The sequence below is a fragment of the Nitrospira sp. MA-1 genome (assembly GCA_032139905.1).
Classification (GTDB): domain Bacteria; phylum Nitrospirota; class Nitrospiria; order Nitrospirales; family UBA8639; genus Nitrospira_E.
Map to the genome: position 1 here is coordinate 233103 of JAQJDB010000002.1, position 19218 is coordinate 252320.

Consider the following 19218-nt stretch of genomic DNA (forward strand, 5'->3'; position numbering starts at 1 on the left):
TTCACATACTTCCCTCATGATTGTACTTGCTCACGCGAGTAAGTTACACCACACGCAACGGGGAATATACCCTCGAGGGTTTGTATTCGAGGGCTTAAACCGTATAAATGACACGCAGGGCGGATAGCTTGAGAGTACTGCTTTGCAAACGCGTTTCTATATCGGAAATTTTCGTGCGTAACAATTGCACTTCTTCGTCGCGAATTGTTGGGTTGCGCTTTTTCAGGGTAAGCAGACGCTGTAACTCGTTATCTAATTCTTCATGCATCGAGGCGATGGCAGTATTGCGAAGCACGGGGAGCTGTTGCGCGGCCATTTCCTCAATGTGTTGCATTTGTTTTTTTAATGTCGCACGTGTCTTCTCGATCATTTGCCGTGCGACTTCTTGATCGATCTTTTCCATTAGTGTTTCGTAACTGTCAGGTGGAAGTTGTTGGGCATAATTTTCCCCCTCCTGGTTGACCAGCAAGCGCAATGCGTGGCAAGGAAGATAGCGACCGATGTCTAACCCGCCGGGTGCAGGGCAGTTCGATTCGAATATGGCTTCGATTAAAATACTGCGAGGTGAAAGTTGTGGCATGTGTAAGGCGCAGATGCTGGCCCTGCCTTTTTCTCCGTTCAAAATCAGGTCGATTGTCGCGCGCACTAACGGGTGCTCCCAACTTAGAAAATGCATGTCTTCTCGCGCAAGGGCGGTCTCGCGATTGGTCGTCACGGTAATGCCGTCTTCGGGTAACTCAGGAAATTGCTCCACCTGTAAATGAGCACCCGGTCGTACGATCCAACTGTTCAGCGAATGATCTTCAATTTCAACCCCAAAACAATCAAATGCATGTTCAAGGTATCGTAATAAGATCTTCTCCTGCTCATTGTGTTTGATTTCTTGAATCAACGGGTCAGCAATTTCCTGACGACACCCACTGAGTTCGAGCAACCGGTTTCGACCGAGATTGAGTTGCCGCGTCTTTTGTTCGTGCAGTTGCCTGCACTCGCTGACAAACCTGTCTTCATCGAGGTGTTCGCCGACAACGTAAGCGGCAAATTGTTCTTCCACCTCGGTCTTGATGTGTTGGCCGGTTACGCAACTCTGCTCAAACGAATTGAGTGCATCATGGTACCAGCGGCTCAGCCGTGCGTCTCTTGAACCTGCCGCGACAGGCACGTGAATATTGATATCGTGCTGCTGCCCGATTCTATCCAGGCGGCCAATACGCTGTTCCAGTAAATCGGGGTTATCGGGTAAGTCGAACAAAACGATATTGTGGAGAAATTGAAAATTTCGACCTTCGCCGCCAATCTCCGAACAAATCAATATTTGCGCACCGTTTTCTGCCTCGGCAAACCAGGCGGCAGTGCGGTCTCGTTCCAGGAGACTCATGTGTTCGTGAAAAATGCCGGCTTGCAGGCCATGCTTTTGCAGCAGTATTGTTGATATTGAAACCGCGGTCTCGGCGGTCGCGCAAATCAGTAGGACTTTGTGCGGCGATAGTTCTCGTAGTTTATCGGAAAGCCAGTTGATACGGGTTTCGTTTCTGTCGTCGTCGAGTACAGCAGGAATGAAATGACGCCGGGGAAACCCGCTGATCGTCTCACGCGTGTTCCTGAACAACATGCGGCCAGTGCCATGTTGATCAATCAAACGATCGATGAGGTGTCGTCGAAGTGTGCTGGCATCGTCATGAGTGGCATTGATGTCTGTGATGTCGATGGTATCGCTATCATCGATGAGCGAACGTACATGCGCTAGATCATCTTCAGTCATGGTCTGATGATCGAGTAGGAGATTCACCAGCCCGGCAGTCGCGGCATGTTGTTTCTCCTCGGCTAAATAGCTGTCGAGCGAGTGGAACCGCGCCGGGTCGAGCAGTCGCAAGCGGGCAAAATGCCCGGCCGTGCCAAATTGCTCCGGTGTGGCTGTTAATAACAAGACTGAAGCTGACTGATTCGCTAACGTTTCGATTTGCCGATACTCCCGGCTGCTCTCGCTCGGTGTCCACTCAAGATGGTGCGCCTCATCGACGACTAATATATCCCAATCGCACATGGCAATTAACGGGGCGATATCATCGCGGCAGGCAAACTGCAATCCGCATAACACGAGGGGAAATTGATCAAAATAGTTTTCAAGAGGTACCGACTCTTCAGGATCATCGACTGCCCCGTCGGTATTTGAAAAATACTGCTCATCGATTAAGGTGAAACGTAAATTAAAGCGCCTGAGCAATTCCACCAGCCACTGATGAAGTAGTGGTTCGGGTACGATAATTAATGCACGGTGTATTTTCCCAGTCAGTATGAGGCGGTGCAGAATTAAACCCGCTTCAATGGTTTTGCCGAGGCCCACTTCATCGGCGAGCAGAACACGCGGGTTTGATCTCTTTGAGACTTCATTGGCAATATACATTTGATGAGGAATCAGGCTGACACGTGGTCCGTGTAAGCCAAAGCTTGCTGATGTTTGTTGTGTGGAAAGGTGTCGGAGCGTTGCCGCGCGCAGTTCAAACCATTTGTTTCCGTCAATTTTCCCCGCAAACAGTTTGTCTTGGGGTAAATTGAAGTTGATTTCAGCAGACAGTTCACATTCGTGCATGGTGGTAGTTTCGCCACTGTCTCGAATGCCGTGGTAGCGCACTGTGCCGCTGACCTGTTCTATTTTGGTGATCGACAGGTACCAACCATCGATACTTTTAATTGAATCACCGACATCAAATTCAACACGCGTCAGCAGGGCAGTTTTTTTCGCATATGTGCGTGTTTCGGCGACGGCAGGAAATTCCATTTGAACCGTGCGAAAGGCGACAGATTGGACGATGCCCAATCCGAGTGCGGCATCGTTGTCACTCACCCAGCGTTGGCCGGGAATAAAATCATTCATGGTATTCGTTCATCTTCTTTTAAAAGGTAGAGATTGCCTGGCTCCCAAGCACGAAAATCGGCTTCGGAGAGGTGGTAGTGAGTTTGTGGCATTCCCTGCCATAGTGATTGTTCTGCGCAAAATGATTTTCTTGCTTCCCTTCAAGGCAAATACCGCAAACGGTTACCTCTCTAATGGGTCTTCTTAATCCCTATTTTTTTGATGCGGGAGAGGAGGGTGGTCGGTTTGAGGCCCAGGAGTTCGGCGGCCCCGCCGACACCATAGATTTTCCAGTCGGTCTGTTGTAAGGCCGATTCGATATTGGCTTTTTCGCGGAGGCGCATGTCCTCTTCGGTCAGAATCTCGCCCGGGTTATCTCCGTTTTTCTTGATGTGGGTTTTAAGCGTCGCCCCGTTGGCTTGTGGAACCGGCAGGTCGAATTTGACCGATCCGCATCGAGAAGAAATCACGGCCCGTTCAATAATATTTTGTAATTCCCGCACGTTGCCCGGCCAATGGTAGTTTTGCAATTTCACCACTTCCGCCTGGGTCAATTCCCTTCCGGTGCAGTTCAGCTTTTTGCGGACGTGGGCCATGAACCTGGCCGCCAGCAGCGGGATGTCTTCTTTGCGGTTGCGAAGGGGCGCCACTTCGATGGGAAATACATTCAGGCGGTAATAGAGATCCTGCCGGAACCGCTTAGCTTCAACCTCCTGGGCGAGCTTCCGGTTGGTGGCCGCGATGATGCGGACATTGACCTTTCTCGTGGTTTCCTCTCCCACCCGTTCATATTCCCCTTCCTGTAGGACGCGTAACAATTTGCTTTGCATCTCCAAGGGGATTTCTCCCACTTCATCCAGAAACAACGTGCCGCCATCGGCCGCTTGAAACCGCCCGGCCCGATCTTTTAAGGCACCGGTGAAGGCGCCTTTGGCGTGCCCGAAAAATTCACTTTCATAGAGTTCTCTGGGAATGGACGCACAGTTCACGCGCACGAGCGGATGGTCTTTCCGTTGACTGCGGCGATGTATTTCGCGGGCGACCAGTTCTTTTCCTGTTCCCGACTCTCCGGAAATGAGCGCCGTGGCATCGGTGGGTGCGACCAGTTCGATCTGCTGTACCAGGTTGGCGATGGCCGGACTCCGACCCACAATTTCGCCAAAGTTCTGCGCTTCCAGGACTTCTTCTTTTAAGAAGGTGTTTTCCAGTTCCAGTTGGGCTTTGAGACGTTCGATTTCTTCAAAGGCCCGGGCATTGGCGATCGCCACGGCTACATGATCGGCAATCATGCGGAACCAGACCGTGGCTTCATTGGTGACGGGTTCTCGTTCGAACACCGCCAGGACGCCCAAAGTCTCTCCCTTATAGATGATGGGCTGACCGTGAAAGCCCTGGATGCCTTCCTGTCTGGCCCAGTCGGGCCGCGCGATCCAGGCCAGATTATTGTCCATTTCATTGATGACGAGCTGCTCGCCGGTCTTTCCGATCCGCCCTACCTTACAGACGCCAAGCGGAAATCGGGCAAAGTAGCCGTCAGTGTTCATCCATTCCGTTTTATCCCCCACGCCTGAACGACCCGCACTGGCCACCAGATGGAGGCACCTTGTCTGATCCGGGCATTCCTCCCTCAACCGGCAGGTGGAGCAGATATCGCCTGGCCGGATCAGCCAGATTCGGGCCAGGACCACTGTGGGTCGATCCGCCAGCCGTCGCACAATCAGCCACAAGAGGTCATTCAATGAACGTTGCTGGGCAATGTCCAGCAACAGGCATTTGAGAGAATCCAGGGTTGTGGGTTCGTGGCACTCGGGTGTGGTCGTAATCGTTGAGTCCATAGGCGAAACGGTAAACGAAATTTCGTGTATACGCAATGATTTTTCGTTAGACACGAAAATTCGTGGTAAGTAGGAATGAATTAAATATTAAATTTAGTACAAAAACAACAGCTTACGATTTTTCGTTGTTTGGCATGTTCATTGTAATACCACGAAACAGTGGAATGAAAAATGGTTTTAAAAAATCAACAGAAAGGATTACCCGATGTCACGATTACCAGCCATCAACCCAGAGCACGCCACCGGCCAGGCCCAACGATTACTGAAAGGTGTGGAGAGCAAACTTGGGTTTGCCCCCAATATTATGCGGACGATGGCCAATTCGTCTTCGGTCCTTCAGGGCTACCTCGATTTCTCTGGCGCCCTTTCCAAAGGGAGTCTTTCCCCGAAGCTTCGTGAGCAGATCGCTTTGGCGGTTTCGGAAGCCAATGACTGTCAGTATTGCCTGGCAGCGCATTCGGCCATTGGACGATCGGTCGGGCTGAGCGAAGAGGCTCTCGGGGATAGCCGGAGAGGGGAGTCCCCCGACCCGAAGGAAGCGACCCTCTTGGCCTTTACCCGGAATGTGGTCACGAACCGTGGGTGGGTCAGCGATGAGGAGGTAGCCAAGCTCCGCAAAGCCGGATTCTCAGAAGGGGATATCGTGGAACTCATTGCCAATATCTCTCTGACGCTGTTCACGAACTATTTCAACCACATAGCCGCGACGGAAATAGATTTCCCGGCGGTTTCGGAACTTGAGGCTCGCGTGTGAAACACCGGCAACCCTGATTTGACTTCATCATGATTCATTCATTTTTTAATTAAGGAGAATACCCATGAGCACCTCAACCACGATCATGCTTCAAGACAGACTGGAAGACCTGTTTTCGTACATTCGTGAAGGCCGCATTTTGGATGCGATCACTGAGTTCTATGCGGAAGATGCCGTTATGCAGGAGAACGCTCTCCCGCCGACAGTCGGCCGCAAAGCCAATTTGAAACGGGAGAAGGAATTTCTGAGCACGGTGAAAGAGTGGAAGCGCTTCGATGTGACGGCCAAAGGCGTCGGTGAAGATGTGACGTTTTATGAAGCCGTCATGGATTGGGTAGCTACGGATGGAACGCCGGTCCATGTGGAGCAGGTGGTGGTCTCCAAATGGCAGGACGGCCAGATCATCCACGAACGGTATTATCACAACCCGTGAAAATTTTGAGGACTTCTTTGGCCATTTGGGGTGAGGAAAGGGAGTCCCGGAGTTCACGCCCTTACCCTTTCCGTCTCCCTTTGAATAGGGAGAGGGAAAAGTGGATTCGGGGGATGAATAAACCACAATTCTGAATACTCCAAATGTTATCACCCTATAAATGGAAACCGCCATCATGAAACGATTCAAAACAATCCTCAAGCCTTTGATTGGAATTTTAGCGATCATGCCATTTAGCCTCATTGGTCTGTTGGTAGTCGGGGCGACGGGCTCCAAGTCGGGAGACAAGGAACCGGTCACCGCTCAAGATACTTCCGTGAGGGTCAGCTATCCGACTCTCCACAAAACCATCGAGGTGGATGGACTGGAGATCTTTTATCGGGAAGCAGGGCCGAAAGATGCGCCAAGGATTCTGTTGCTCCATGGCTTTCCCACTTCCTCTCACATGTTCCGCAATCTGATTCCACAATTATCGGATCGGTTTCATGTTGTGGCACCGGATTATCCAGGATTTGGAAATAGCTCCATGCCGACGGTGGATGAGTTCAGCTACACGTTCGACCATCTCGCCACTGTCATGGAGAAATTTACCCGGAAAGTGGGCTTGCAATCGTACAGCCTCTATCTCATGGATTATGGGGCGCCGGTAGGCTTCCGGCTGGCGGTCAGTCATCCCGAACGGGTTGAGTCGCTCATTATCCAGAATGGAAATGCGTACGAAGAGGGCTTGCGGGATTTTTGGAAACCCTTTCGGGGCTACTGGAAAGAGCACACGCCGGAGAACGCCAAGGCTCTCAAGGGATTTCTCAACCTGGCAGCCACCAAATGGCAGTACACGCATGGCGTGAGAGATGCGGAGTCAATCAGTCCGGACAATTGGTTGGTGGACCAGTATTTGCTGGACCGGACGGGAAACAACGACATTCAGTTGCAGCTATTCGATAGTTACGGCTCGAATCCGCCGTTGTATCCCAAATGGCAGGCGTATCTACGTGAACATCAACCACCGACGTTAATCGTGTGGGGCAAGAATGATCATATCTTTCCTGCCGAAGGCGCATATCCGTATCAACGGGATCTCACGAATGTGGAGTTTTATTTACTGGACACCGGACACTTTGCTCTTGAGGAAGATGGAGAGGTGATTGCCGGTCATATACGCCGTTTCTTTGATACCAGAATGGTGGACCACCGGTGAATGATCACCATGATTGAAAAGCTCGGGTCACGTAATATTTATTTCATCACAAGGAAACAGATCATGACAAAACTATTTGAGCCATTAACCATAGGTTCCCTTACCTTACCCAATCGCATCATCATGGCACCGTTAACACGGATGCGATCACAGCAGCCAGGAAATGTTCCTCACGAGCTCAATGCCGAATATTATGCTCAGCGTGCGTCAGCCGGTTTGATTATTTCTGAAGCCACGCAAATCTCCCAACAGGGACAAGGCTACCCTGGTACCCCTGGCATACATTCCCCTGATCAGGTCCAAGGCTGGAAACTCGTGACCGATGCCGTGCATAAAGCTGGCGGCCGGATCTTTCTTCAACTCTGGCATGTGGGGCGTATTTCTCACACATCTCATCAACCCGATGGTGCGTTGCCGGTTGCGCCCTCTGCTCTTGCTGCGGAAAACAGCGTGACGTATACGGTCGATTGGCAGGAAACGCCGATTGGGGTTCCGCGCGCATTAGAAACAGATGAAATTCCGGGAATTGTTGGCGATTTTAAAGCAGGGGCTGAAAACGCCAAAGCGGCGGGTTTTGATGGCGTGGAAGTCCATGGAGCCAATGGGTATTTACTCGATCAGTTCCTTCAGGATGGTTCCAACTCACGCACTGACCACTATGGTGGATCCATTCAGAATCGTGCCCGCCTGTTGTTGGAGGTTGTCGATTCCGTCATCGAAGTTTGGGGGAAAGATCGTGTCGGCGTGCGTTTATCTCCCTTTAACGCGTTTAACGGCATGAAGGATAGCGATCCCATCAAGCTGTTCACGTATGTCCTTGGTGCGCTGGATTCACGAGGCGTGGCCTTTGTCCATTTAATTGAGCCACGTTCATAATTCGCGGGCATGCAAGACGATAGCCTTGAAGACCAACCACACACCGCCTCAATATTTCGTCCTGCACTTAAGACCATCCTGATTTCCGCCGGAGGCCATACCCCTGTTTCAGCCTATGAATATGTAGAAAATAATTTGGCTGATGCTGTCGCGTTTGGAAGGCACTTTATTTCCAACCCAGACCTCCCGGAGCGTATCCGCCAGTCCTCACCTCTCACCCCCTATGATCGTGCCACTTTTTATGGCGGAGATACGAAGGGATATACCGACTATCTTCCTCTGAATGAACAGGCGGCCTAACAACCACTTGAGTGAGGAAAAGGAGACTAAGCCATGAAACCACCAATCAGTGATATCGCGTTCACCCCATCCGTAAAGGCCGTCCAAGAGAAGATGGGATCACGTATGCAATATGCACGAATGGAAGAGGGAGACGGATGGTCGGACACCATCACGCCGAACCTGGCGAATTTTTTGAGTGAGGTGGACTCCATCTATTTGGCCACAGCCAGTAAGGGCGGGCGGCCATACATCCAGCATCGTGGAGGACCCAAAGGTTTTCTTCACGTGCTGGATGAGCGGACGCTTGGGTTCGCCGATTTCACGGGCAACCGTCAATACATTTCATTAGGAAATTTGGCCGAAAATAATCAGGCCTTTTTGTTCCTGATGGATTATGCGACCCAAACTCGGATCAAGATGTGGGGAACCGCAGAGGTCATTGAGGATGATCACGACCTGCTCAAACAACTCGCCGATTCACAGTACAAGGGAAAGCCCGAACGGGTTATTCGTTTTCATGTTGAAGCCTGGGATTCCAATTGCCGACAGCACATTCCTAGAAAATATTCGCAAGAAGACGTCGAGCGCTTGATGTTGCCCCTTAAGAACCGGATAACGGCCATGGAAGCCGAAATTGGGAGATTAAGCAGACAATTACCGGTGTCAGTATAAACGGTTGTCAGTAGAATAATGTAAATCAGCTATGCTGAAATGGGAGACAAGGAAATGAGAACATCCGTACAATTTAAGGAAACAATGCCTGGATCGACAGGAGCTTCTGATGACAAACAGGGAGCAGTAAGGGGAAATCGAACGATGAATCATGAATCTGAAGAGTGGGAAGAGGGATTCCGGTCCCTCTTCGAAAACAAAGTCACGGCCTATAAAAACGGGAAACGTAAAGTGGGCGTGATGTTTACGAAGGAGGAAGAAGATTTCCTTCAATCGATCGGAGCCACGACTCAGGAAATTTTTGATTTTGTGGAGGATTGGTGCGAGGACGGAGAACCCGATCCGGAAACCGTACTCGCCATCACCAGGATAAGACGCGACTTTTTTTTGAACGATCAACATGGACGATATTCGAAATATGTGAGAATCACCGATTTGTTCCCGCCACGGGAAGCCTCACTGGCCGGATTGGAGTGGTTCCCCCGTATTATCGAGAAAGCCAGGGCCAAACTTTATGGAGAATTGCCGTCCGATCTTATGTATGGTTGTGGTGCCGATCGTCGATTTTTAAAAAAGGTCAACGTGGGTCCCGATGATTTTCTACAAGTGATTCGGGAAGCAGGAGATGATGTGGATTACATTGTAAAGTTCGTGACGGATCGATCAAAAACTTGATGGACATTCTTTATTTTCCGGGAGGTCGCTGATGCCAAAGATCGTGCGTTTTCATCAAATAGGTGGACCTGAAGTTCTGAAACTTGAAGACCTACCCCTGGCCGAACCGGGTAAGGGAGAAATCCGCATGAAGGTGGAGGCTATCGGGCTTAACCGCGCTGAGATCATGCTGAGAAAAGGCCAATATCTTGAGACTCCTCAACTACCCTCCCGATTGGGCTATGAAGCGGCAGGAGTCATTGATGCCGTCGGTCAAGACGTCACGGGTCTTTGTGTGGGCGACCGCATAAGTACCATCCCGTCTTTTCCCATGAGCCAATATGGCGTCTATGGTGAGAGTGCCATCGTCCCGGCCTATGCGGCCGCGAAATATCCTGCCAAGTTATCCGCCATTGAAGGTGCTGCCATCTGGATGCAATACATGACGGCCTTTGGGGCACTCATTGAATACGGAGGCTTGAAAAAAGACGATACCGTTTTGATTACAGCAGCGAGTAGCAGCGTGGGATTGGCGGCCATTCAAATCGTCAAGGCCGCGGGAGGGGTCGCTATTGCGACGACCCGTGGTGCGGACAAGAAAGCCTTTCTGTTGGAAGCGGGATCTGATCATGTGATCGTGACCGATGAAGAAGATCTGGTGGAAAGAGGGATGGCGCTGACCTCTGGGAAAGGCGTCCGGTTGGTGTTTGACCCGGTTGCGGGACCTTTGCTGGAGCAATTGGCTGCCGTTACCGCACCCGGCGGTATTATCTTTGAATATGGGGCATTGGCTCCACATCCAACTCCATTCCCCCTGTTCCCCGCACTGGCAAAAGGGTTAACCATACGAGGTTATACGCTGTTTGAGATCGTCAAAAGCCCGGAAATGCTGAAGCGAGGGAAAGAATACATTTACCAGGGATTGGAGTCCGGCGCTTTAAAGCCGATTATCGATCGCACGTTTCCTTTAGCGGAAATTGCGGAAGCCCATCGCTACATGGTGTCTAACCAGCAAAAAGGCAAAATTGTGGTGACCGTGTGAAGTCGGTGATCACATGGGCAGATGAATCGGAGATTCCAAAGATGAAAGAACGGGCGGCAGGCCCTCAACCATACGGCGTTGTTCAGTTGAACGAAGGCGGATTTTAAAGATGACGCGGCGGCTCTTCTCGCGATTCACCCTGCTATTCCCATCGTAAATCAAATCTTGCCTGCCCCGGCCGGATGCCGACGTCATGGTTTGGAAGCACTGATAGGCGGACGGCTCTTGAGCTTCTATGGCCTCTAACCCCTTCACCATTACGGCCAGGGATCGTTCCTGGCTTAATTTTAAATTAAAGGCATCGTCGCCGCGATCGTCGGTGTGGCCTTGGATGGCCAGGGAATCGATCTTGTCGCGTAAGGGACCGCATAAAACTGCCGCGTAGAACGGCATCGCCTCCTGTACAAACTGAACAGCGTCATGAGAAAGAATACTTTGGCCGAACTCAAAGGTGAGTTTATTGTCGGGGACGACGATGAGAAGCGTGAGCGGATCTTGAGGATCGGAATCCAGCGAAAGCCCTAAACGTTCGAGATGGTCCCGGAGGGCTGCCTGCACATTCTCTTTGTGCTCCTGTAATTCCGATTGGGCTTCGGAGGAGGTCTGAGTGATAAAGGCTGCAAAGAGCAGAATGAAGATCATGGCCAGTGAAGTCATGAGATCGATGACCCCGCCCGTCGTGGGAGAACTGGCGTTATCCTGATCCATCGGGGAACTCATCCCGTCCGCCGGTGTCGGGCTAACCCCGGCCGTTTTGACCAGGAGCCGATTTTATCAAAAAAGTTAATCATGGAAGGACCACGGGAGTTGGCAGAGGGTTTCCAGAGAGGTGGGCGCTCTTCGAACGATGTTTCCGTTTGCACGCGATGAGGCCTGTTATCCTTAAGCAATATGGTGAGGTCTTGAATGGCCCCAGTCAATTCGTTCAGGGGACCATGCAGGGTGTCCGTGATGACGCGTGGAAGTTCCGCTACCGTTCGTCGGATTTGAGCATGATCCTCCTTCTGCAATGTCATTAAGGTCTGAATCGCCGCTGTCAAATCCGCGGTAGGACCGATAAGTCCGTTTGTCCCCCATCCAAGAAGGTGTTCGCGGTTTTCCTCTCTTGAGGGGGAAGGATCTTTCGGGGATTGGCCTTGCTTAGCTGTGAGTTGCTCCAACATTTGTTCCATAGTTTTTCGAGGGAAGAGTTGATCGATGAGATCGAGGTATGCGTGATGGGCATTCATCAGGCGGGCAACTATTGGTTTTTCAAGAAAGGAGAAGATATTCGCCACGATCAAGCCAACGATGGACGTCAGGAACTTTCCGGCCAATCCGTTAATTAGACCCTGAATTCCTACAATTTCACTCCCATCGGCATGAAGCTTGCCAAGGCCGATAAACAAAGCGAGGAAGGTCAGGAGAAGCCCGAGGCTGGTGACAAGTGAAGGAAATTGCCTATAGAAAGTAAGATTTACGTGCTTGGCGATGAGGGTTTCTTGGGTAAATACCTCTGCAGCAGGTTTGGTACTGAATATACGCGGGTCCACGAACCAAGGGACCTGTTCCAGAATCAGAGTCATTCGATATTGCGCCCACGGGCTGCGAAAGATGGGTTCCTGTTGCATTCCCGCATCGAGCGTTTGGATGTCCTCACTGTCCAGCCGGTTTGAAGAAGATGCAGCCCGGTCAGCATGGGTTGAGTACCCCGTTCCGTGGTGGTGAGTGAAGCGATCGCGATCCATCTTCCTTCGCTCATTGGCCAGAGCCTGTAACTTTGGATGGATTCGCTCGAACGCCCGTTGAACCGAAGCCGTCTCCTTTCGCATCTTGAGGATGTGCCACAGAAAAAAAAGCAGAATCCCACCAGACCCCAGCCAACTCAGCAGGGGGCTGTGCGGGCCTCCCAGGAAGGTCACGTCACGGCTTAAAAACTCCCATAGACCAAACGTTGAGGTCACCTTGTCCTCAGCCTTTCAGTAATTATTGTCCACGGCTTATGCATGGCAGAGTTGTTGATTGTCCAAATGAGATACGGCAGTCTCAAGTTTCGTGCCGTCATTAAACCAGGTAGAAACTCATAGAATAATGGAAATTTTGCGAATGTTTGGGAACCTTGAGAAGGGCGTTGGGCAAAGAATGCCTCTTGCCTCGGCAAGTTGGTCTTCAAAATAAAAGGAGAAATGTTTGAGAAACAATGTAGGAGCATCCTAGTCGTTGACCTGTGGTTTGAACCTTTTTCCAAAAGGGGTAGAATACCACCTCTGATTCCGTCAAAAATCCTCCGTTTAAAATGCGTCTTTTTAACGGAATAAGTAGGACAATAAAGGAAGTAATATGGAAGCTGCGAGGACCACCCCACCAACTATCCTTGTTGTGGATGACGAGACGGATATTTGTCTGGCCCTAAGCGATTTACTGGGCAACGAAGGCTATCAGGTGGATTCGGTGGAGACCGGAAACGAAGCCCTCCGTCGTGCATTCCTTCCTCATCCCTACAGCGCGGTCATTCTGGATTTAGGTCTTCCGGACCTTGATGGCCTGATCGTCCTGCAGCGGTTATATAGTCAGGATGCCACACTCCCCGTCATCATTCTCACTGCGCATGGCGATCAAAAGGAAAAAATCGCCACCTTGCAACATCATGCCTTTGCCCATCTGATCAAACCGTATGACCGGCATGAGGTGGTCGAAATGGTGCATCGGGCAGTAGCGGTCAAAAATCTGGCTTGGAAAGCCGTGCAGGCGGAAGAGGCGCTCACGTCAAGTGAAGCTCAACGTCAGGTCGAACAGCAACGCACCCACACGTTGCTTTCGGAAAGTGAACGGCGACTCAATCTGGCCTTGAAGGCAGGGAATATGGGGATTTGGGATTGGCATATCCCAACCAATCACCTCATCTGGTCCGAGGAAGTCTCACGGATTTTTGGGTTGGGTTCAGGGAAATTTGATGGGACAAATGAAGCGTATATGAATTGTGTTCATCTTGAAGATCGGTTGTTGTTGGGGGAATCCATTCGAAGAACGTTAGAGAACGATGCGCCCTACGAAGTCGAGCATCGTGTTGTGTGGCCGACAGGGGAGGTCCGATGGGTCGCTTGCAAGGGACAGGTTGTTGAACATCAGCAAGGACATCCGCAGCGAATGCTTGGCACCGTTCAGGATATCACGATCCGGAAACAGGCAGATATCGAATTGCGGAATAGTGAACTGTTTTTGAACTCCATTGTGGAAAATATTCCTTATACAATTTTTGTCAAAGAGGCCAAAAATCTTCGATATCTTCGCTTTAATAAAGCTGGAGAGGCACTCGTTGGCTATCCTACGGAGAAGTTGATTGGAAAGACAGATTACGATTTTTTCTCCAAATCGGAAGCCGACTTCTTTACCGGGAAAGATCGAGAAGTCTTGGCAAGTAAAACCCTGCTGGATGTTCCTGAGGAGGTAATTCATACCACATCACATGGGACCAGATATTTGCATACCAAAAAAATTCCGCTTCTGGATGCCAACGGTGATCCGCTTTATCTCCTAGGGATCTCCGATGACATTACTGCGCAGAAACAGGCGGAGTTGGAGCGCAGGGAACAAGAAATTTTGTTACATCTCATTTTCGAGACAGGACCTGGTTGCATAAAACGGGTCGCCGCCGATGGGACCCTGCTCCACATCAACCCCGCGGGATTGGAATTAATCGATGCGGAACATGCAAGCGAGGTGCTGGGGCATTCCGTCTTTGACCTCGTCGTCCCTGAGCATTTGGATGCCTTTAAGCAAATGCATCAGGAGGTGATACAGGGGAAGAAACGGACTCTTCAATTTGAGGTCCAGAGCATCAAAGGCACCAGAATTTGGATAGAAACGTATGCGGTGCCATTCAAGAATCCCATTACGAACGAAGTGGAACATTTGGCTGTCACACACGACATTACGAAACGTAAACAGGCCGATTTGGATCTAGTGGAGCGCAATCGCCTGCTCGAGTTGGATATTGAAGTAACCACCGTCATCAACCAGAAGGAAACCATCCCGGACCTTCTTCAGGGCTGTACCGACGCTCTGGTACGACATCTTGGTGCAGCATTTGCCCGTATTTGGTGCCTTGATGAACCAACCCAGGTATTGAAATTGTGCGCAAGCTCCGGGCTATATACCCATTTAGACGGGCCGCACAGCCGTGTGCCAATGGGGAAATTCAAAATCGGCCTCATCGCCGCTGAGCGCAAACCCATACTGACCAATATGGTCATTGGTGATCCACGTGTCCCCGACCAGGAGTGGGCCAAGCAAGAAGGGATGATGGCTTTCGCTGGCTACCCATTGGTAAGCAATCAGGAGGTGCTGGGAGTGATGGGGTTATTTGCTCGGCACCCGTTGACGGAGTTCACCCTCAAAAGTTTGGGGATGGTTGCGGATCGTATTACCGTAGCTCTTGAACGTCAGGTCACAAAAGATGAAAAGAATAAACTTGCACTGTTCCAACAGCGCCTATTGGCATCAATGGAAGAAGGAATCTATGGTTTGGATCTTGATGGAAATGCGACTTTTGTGAATCCGGCGGTATTAGAAATGACCGGGTATGAGGAGAGCGAACTGGTTGGGCACTCCTCGCATGTGCTTCTCCATCACTCAAAGCCCAATGGCGCCCCCTATTCCCAGGAAGAATGCCTAATCCATAACTCCTTAAGAGATGGCTCCGTCTATCATATCGACACAGAGGTATTTTGGCGAAAAGATGGATCGAGCTTCCCGGTCGAATATGTCACGACCCCTATCCAAAATGATCAGGGAAAGCTGGAAGGGGCCGTCGTCGCGTTTCAAGATATCACCCAACGCAAGCAAGCGGAAAAAGTTCTTCAAGAAAGTGAAGAGCGTTTTAGGCTCCTCAATGAGGCCATTCCGCAGCAGGTCTGGACGGCTCGGGCTGATGGTTCCCTTGATTATGTCAATCAACGTGTTATCGAATACTTTGGCTGTCCCTTTGAGGAGATGATCGGGGATGGGTGGCAGCGGTTTCTACATCCGGAGGATCTGCCTGGATGTCTGGAACGCTGGGCGGAAGCTCGAAACACCCGCCAAGCGTATGAAATTGAATTTCGACTCCTGAGAGCAAAAGATAAAACCTTTCGATGGTTTTTGGGTCGAGCCCTACCCATTTTCGATCAACATGATGAGGTCGTGAAATGGTTTGGGACGAATACCGATATCACTCAATTGAAAGAGTTGGAAAATCAGGTTCGACAATCCCAAAAAATGGAGGCGATTGGGACACTGGCAGGAGGTATTGCCCATGATTTCAATAACATTCTTATGGCGATCATTGGCTATACGGAACTGGCTAAACAGAGCGCCAGGGAAAATGTCAGTGCCCAAAAGAATCTTGATGAGGTGTTGGTCGCCGGGCAGCGCGCCAAGGAATTGGTCCAGCAGATATTGGCATTTAGCCGTCAAACCGAGCAGAGCCGGCAGCCGCTAGATCTTCAATTGGTGGTCAAAGAAGTGTGCAAATTCCTCCGAGCGACATTCCCGGCAACCATCGACATTCGGCAAAAATTCAGTGGGGCTACCTCGATCATATTAGGAGATCCTATCCAAATGCACCAAGTGTTGATGAACCTGTGTGCCAATGCCGAGTACGCGATGCGGGGAAGCGGAGGTATTCTTGAATTGCAGTTGGAACATGTGACTGGTGAACCTGATGGGATCGGCACACATCCTGACCTACAGGGAGGTTCCTATGTATGCCTGACCGTTCGAGACTCCGGATCGGGTATGACGCCGGAGGTGGTCCAGCGCATATTTGATCCCTTCTTTACCACGAAGGAGGTTGGTGAAGGGACGGGAATGGGATTAGCTGTGGTCCATGGAATCGTCATTAGTCATGGGGGTGTCATGAAGGTGGAGAGTCAACCTGGACAGGGAGCAATTTTCAGCCTGTATTTCCCGGAGATGGAGGCGGCGAGTTATCCTGGTGAAGATACGCCATTGCAACAGGAAGTGTTTATGGGCCGAGGGTATATTCTTTTTGTGGAAGATGAGGAGCCGCTCGCCAGGCTTGGGGAGGAGGCCATGAAGGGGTTGGGGTATGAAGTCATGGTACGCACGAGCAGCGTTGAAGCTCTGGAAGTCTTTCGGGCGGATCCCCTTCGATTTGATGCGGTGGTGACCGATCAAACGATGCCTCATATCACCGGCGAAGCTCTTGCCCGTCAATTGTTAGAACTAAGGCCCGACGTGCCTATTATCCTATGTACGGGCTTTAGTCACAGTATGACCCCGGAAAAGGCCAAAGCCATGGGCATTCGTGCTTTCCTTTTAAAGCCTCTGTTGATCAAGGATCTAGCGCGGACTCTTCGGGATGTTCTTAATTCATGACATACCGAATGTGACTTTGTCGTTCCGGACGGTGTGAAACTTCTTCCGGTTTCTGTTTGGTGTGTGAGGATTTTACTCGCCAGAATTGTGGTGATATCCGAAATCCCATTTTTCAGATTGTCTTGTTTCATCACACTCCGATCAATATTTGTGCAGACTCGTCATCAGAAATCTCACGATCGAAAGTGTGTTCAGCAACAATGTGCGTGGGCGTCGCTCCACTACCTTTCGTTTTGACGCCGCCTCACAGCTCCGCATGCCATCCACGGTATGTCAAAATCAGAATGGGAGCGAATATGGACTGTTCATTAAAATTCAATTGCGGCTGATTCCCAAGTCACGATATTGGGTTTCTTCACATTCAGAAAACTTGAATGAAAGGGGTTTCTTTCTTCGCTCTATACATCCTGCAGGTAGCAAACCGGTCGTTCTGCCATTTTTTGGATGGAGTGTGCGGCTGAAAAACCTGAAATCCTAAGACAGTATTGGAGTTCGTATTTTCTTATGAGCATTTTTGGGAGGATTGGTCTTTCATGATGAAAAGGCGGTCATGCAAGCGTATGCACATGCCGTCAAAATAGCCCATGATGGCAGGCGATGTCCACGTCAAACGAGAAGACCGTGGTGACACAATTGTTGTTCGGACGTCTGGTGCGTGTGAGTCCCGCCTGCTTTATCGGGCAGGCGGAACTGATTTGGTGAGGAAATTAACCCACTTGGACCATGCCGTGGTTGTCGCAATGGGCACCATGCGGAAAATGCAAATGGCCGTCAACCAGATAGTCGATATGGTCGCCGTGCGGAACCGATTGATGCCCGCATGTAGGTCCATGGCGATGAGAGGACTCATGTGCCTCGCAATCGTGGTTTGGCGTACAATCGGCGGGATTCGCAGTCCCTACAGCTAAGGTGTGTTCATCCACATGTTCATCGTGCGGGAAATGCAGATGTCCATCATGAAGGTAATCCTGATGGTCCGCGTGTCGGATAAGGGTATGGCCACAATCGGGACCGTGTTTGTGGGGATGTTCGTCATGAATACGATGGTCGCTCATGATGCCTCCTTTTATTTTTGGTGGACCCGTAATTCCTGAGAAATTTCACAACCCACCTTAGAAAAACCTGGAAGGATTGTCAAAGGATTTGTCGCCCATGGGCACCCTTGTTTTTCAGGTGTCGGATCAGCAATCACAATGAGCTCCTTTTGCTTTCGTTGGTAGAGTCTTCTCTTAAGGAGAAAAAGGCGCAAGTTGTTTAAAGGTCACGGCGAGGCCGGATGTGTAGAAAGAGTTATGCCCCGTCATTAGTCGTGGCTGACTACACATGGCTTATTCAATCCCTTCGTGAGATTTCTCTTGATGACTGGTTGAAATCGAGTTACGAGTATGCTCACCGCGAATGTTCGTTCGCCATTTTCCTTGCAGTCCCCCGATGTTTTCTGGGTGGCGCACGGGATTTGAAATCTGAAGTAAACCTAATCGGCAAGAAGTATTTTCGAGAGAATTGGTAATTGACTGATAAGGAGAGACTTTATGCCCATTTATGAATATCAAGCTTCCTATTGTCTTCAATCGCTATTTTGTACCAAGAGGTTCTCCTTTTGGCAGAACATGTCTGATCCTCCCGTCTCCGAATGTCAGGAATGCGGAGCCCCACTGGAGCGGGTGATGTCCACATTTTCTGCGGCAGCGGATATCCTGGCGTATGGTCATGCCTCTGCAAATCCTCCAGCGGGATCGCAAGCTCCTCCCGCTACCCAACAAAATATCTTTGGAGGGGGATTGGGGATTCAGGGTTGTGGCCATGATTGTCGAACGCACCATCAACCTTAAGAAAGAGGGATGCTCTGGAAGTCAAAAGTCAACATAAAATCAGCGCAATGCCTTACTGTATGAGGCTCTAGCAAGTTGATAGAGCTCCTGCCACTCTTCTACCTTGTCCGGGTAGGCCTGGAAACGGAACTTTACGAAAACGGGGATTTTTTGTGATTTTGATGATTCACGCCGGAGAGATAAGTTTTTTATTGCCGTCTTATGCCCCTTTGCGCGGAGGCAGAGGATTGCCATAAACAAATGTATGTCTTACGCGAAATATAGCTGGTTTAAGGACTTTACTGAGGAGCGAATCTTTCATTTTTTTCTTCAACCTGACGAATCAGGGCCATTCATGAACACTCATTCTTTCCTTGGCCAAGGAAGTCACCGTTTGGTCTTCCCCCAGTTTCACGGACGGGTTAAAGAAGACTGTGGATCGTGTTGCTC

General features: G+C 50.3%; 13 protein-coding genes and 1 pseudogene. 9 read left to right on the top strand and 5 right to left on the bottom strand.

Annotated elements, in window-relative coordinates:
• Positions 1-94: 94 nt before the first annotated feature.
• Both PJI16_01865 and PJI16_01870 read right to left on the bottom strand, forming a co-directional pair.
• Complete coding sequence (locus tag PJI16_01865) at positions 95-2875, bottom strand: helicase-related protein (GenBank protein MDT3776305.1); 2781 nt, start codon at positions 2873-2875, stop codon at positions 95-97.
• A 170-nt stretch (positions 2876-3045) separates the two neighbouring features.
• Positions 3046-4689, bottom strand: a complete 1644-nt coding sequence (locus PJI16_01870; protein MDT3776306.1) for a sigma 54-interacting transcriptional regulator — start codon at positions 4687-4689, stop codon at positions 3046-3048.
• Positions 4690-4894: 205 nt separating this feature from the next.
• Between PJI16_01870 and PJI16_01875 the strand changes: the two genes are divergently transcribed.
• From PJI16_01875 to PJI16_01905, 7 genes and pseudogenes are all read left to right on the top strand, one after another.
• Positions 4895-5443: a carboxymuconolactone decarboxylase family protein gene (locus tag PJI16_01875; protein ID MDT3776307.1), complete on the top strand. Its 549-nt coding sequence runs from the start codon at positions 4895-4897 to the stop codon at positions 5441-5443.
• Between the two features lie 64 nt (positions 5444-5507).
• Complete coding sequence (locus PJI16_01880; GenBank protein MDT3776308.1) at positions 5508-5876, top strand: nuclear transport factor 2 family protein; 369 nt, start codon at positions 5508-5510, stop codon at positions 5874-5876.
• Positions 5877-6051: 175 nt separating this feature from the next.
• A complete protein-coding gene (locus tag PJI16_01885; GenBank protein MDT3776309.1) occupies positions 6052-7074 on the top strand; it encodes an alpha/beta hydrolase in 1023 nt (340 codons plus the stop codon).
• A gap of 63 nt (positions 7075-7137) precedes the next feature.
• Positions 7138-8250, top strand: a pseudogene (locus tag PJI16_01890) (alkene reductase).
• Positions 8251-8283: 33 nt separating this feature from the next.
• Positions 8284-8904, top strand: a complete 621-nt coding sequence (locus PJI16_01895) for a pyridoxamine 5'-phosphate oxidase family protein (GenBank protein MDT3776310.1) — start codon at positions 8284-8286, stop codon at positions 8902-8904.
• A 144-nt stretch (positions 8905-9048) separates the two neighbouring features.
• Positions 9049-9579, top strand: a complete 531-nt coding sequence (locus PJI16_01900) for a DUF5069 domain-containing protein (protein ID MDT3776311.1) — start codon at positions 9049-9051, stop codon at positions 9577-9579.
• 31 nt (positions 9580-9610) lie between these two features.
• Positions 9611-10600, top strand: a complete 990-nt coding sequence (locus tag PJI16_01905; GenBank protein ID MDT3776312.1) for a zinc-dependent alcohol dehydrogenase family protein — start codon at positions 9611-9613, stop codon at positions 10598-10600.
• Between the two features lie 9 nt (positions 10601-10609).
• On the opposite strand, the gene PJI16_01910 is transcribed toward PJI16_01905, so the two are convergent.
• Both PJI16_01910 and PJI16_01915 read right to left on the bottom strand, forming a co-directional pair.
• A complete protein-coding gene (locus PJI16_01910) occupies positions 10610-11308 on the bottom strand; it encodes an OmpA family protein (protein MDT3776313.1) in 699 nt (232 codons plus the stop codon).
• Positions 11309-11316: 8 nt separating this feature from the next.
• Entirely contained in the window at positions 11317-12543 is a 1227-nt protein-coding gene (locus PJI16_01915; GenBank protein ID MDT3776314.1) for a hypothetical protein, read from the bottom strand.
• Between the two features lie 376 nt (positions 12544-12919).
• On the opposite strand from PJI16_01915, the gene PJI16_01920 reads away from it, so the two are divergent.
• Positions 12920-16957, top strand: coding sequence for a PAS domain S-box protein (locus PJI16_01920; GenBank protein ID MDT3776315.1), 4038 nt, complete (start codon positions 12920-12922; stop codon positions 16955-16957).
• Between the two features lie 707 nt (positions 16958-17664).
• Here the strand turns inward: PJI16_01920 and PJI16_01925 are convergent.
• The gene (locus tag PJI16_01925) at positions 17665-18012 is read right to left on the bottom strand and encodes a hypothetical protein (GenBank protein ID MDT3776316.1); all 348 of its coding nucleotides are present in this window, start codon (positions 18010-18012) and stop codon (positions 17665-17667) included.
• Between the two features lie 477 nt (positions 18013-18489).
• On the opposite strand from PJI16_01925, the gene PJI16_01930 reads away from it, so the two are divergent.
• Positions 18490-18789 carry a zinc ribbon domain-containing protein gene (locus PJI16_01930; protein ID MDT3776317.1) on the top strand — a complete coding sequence of 100 codons (300 nt, stop codon included), beginning with the start codon at positions 18490-18492 and terminating at the stop codon, positions 18787-18789.
• Positions 18790-19218 lie beyond the last annotated feature (429 nt).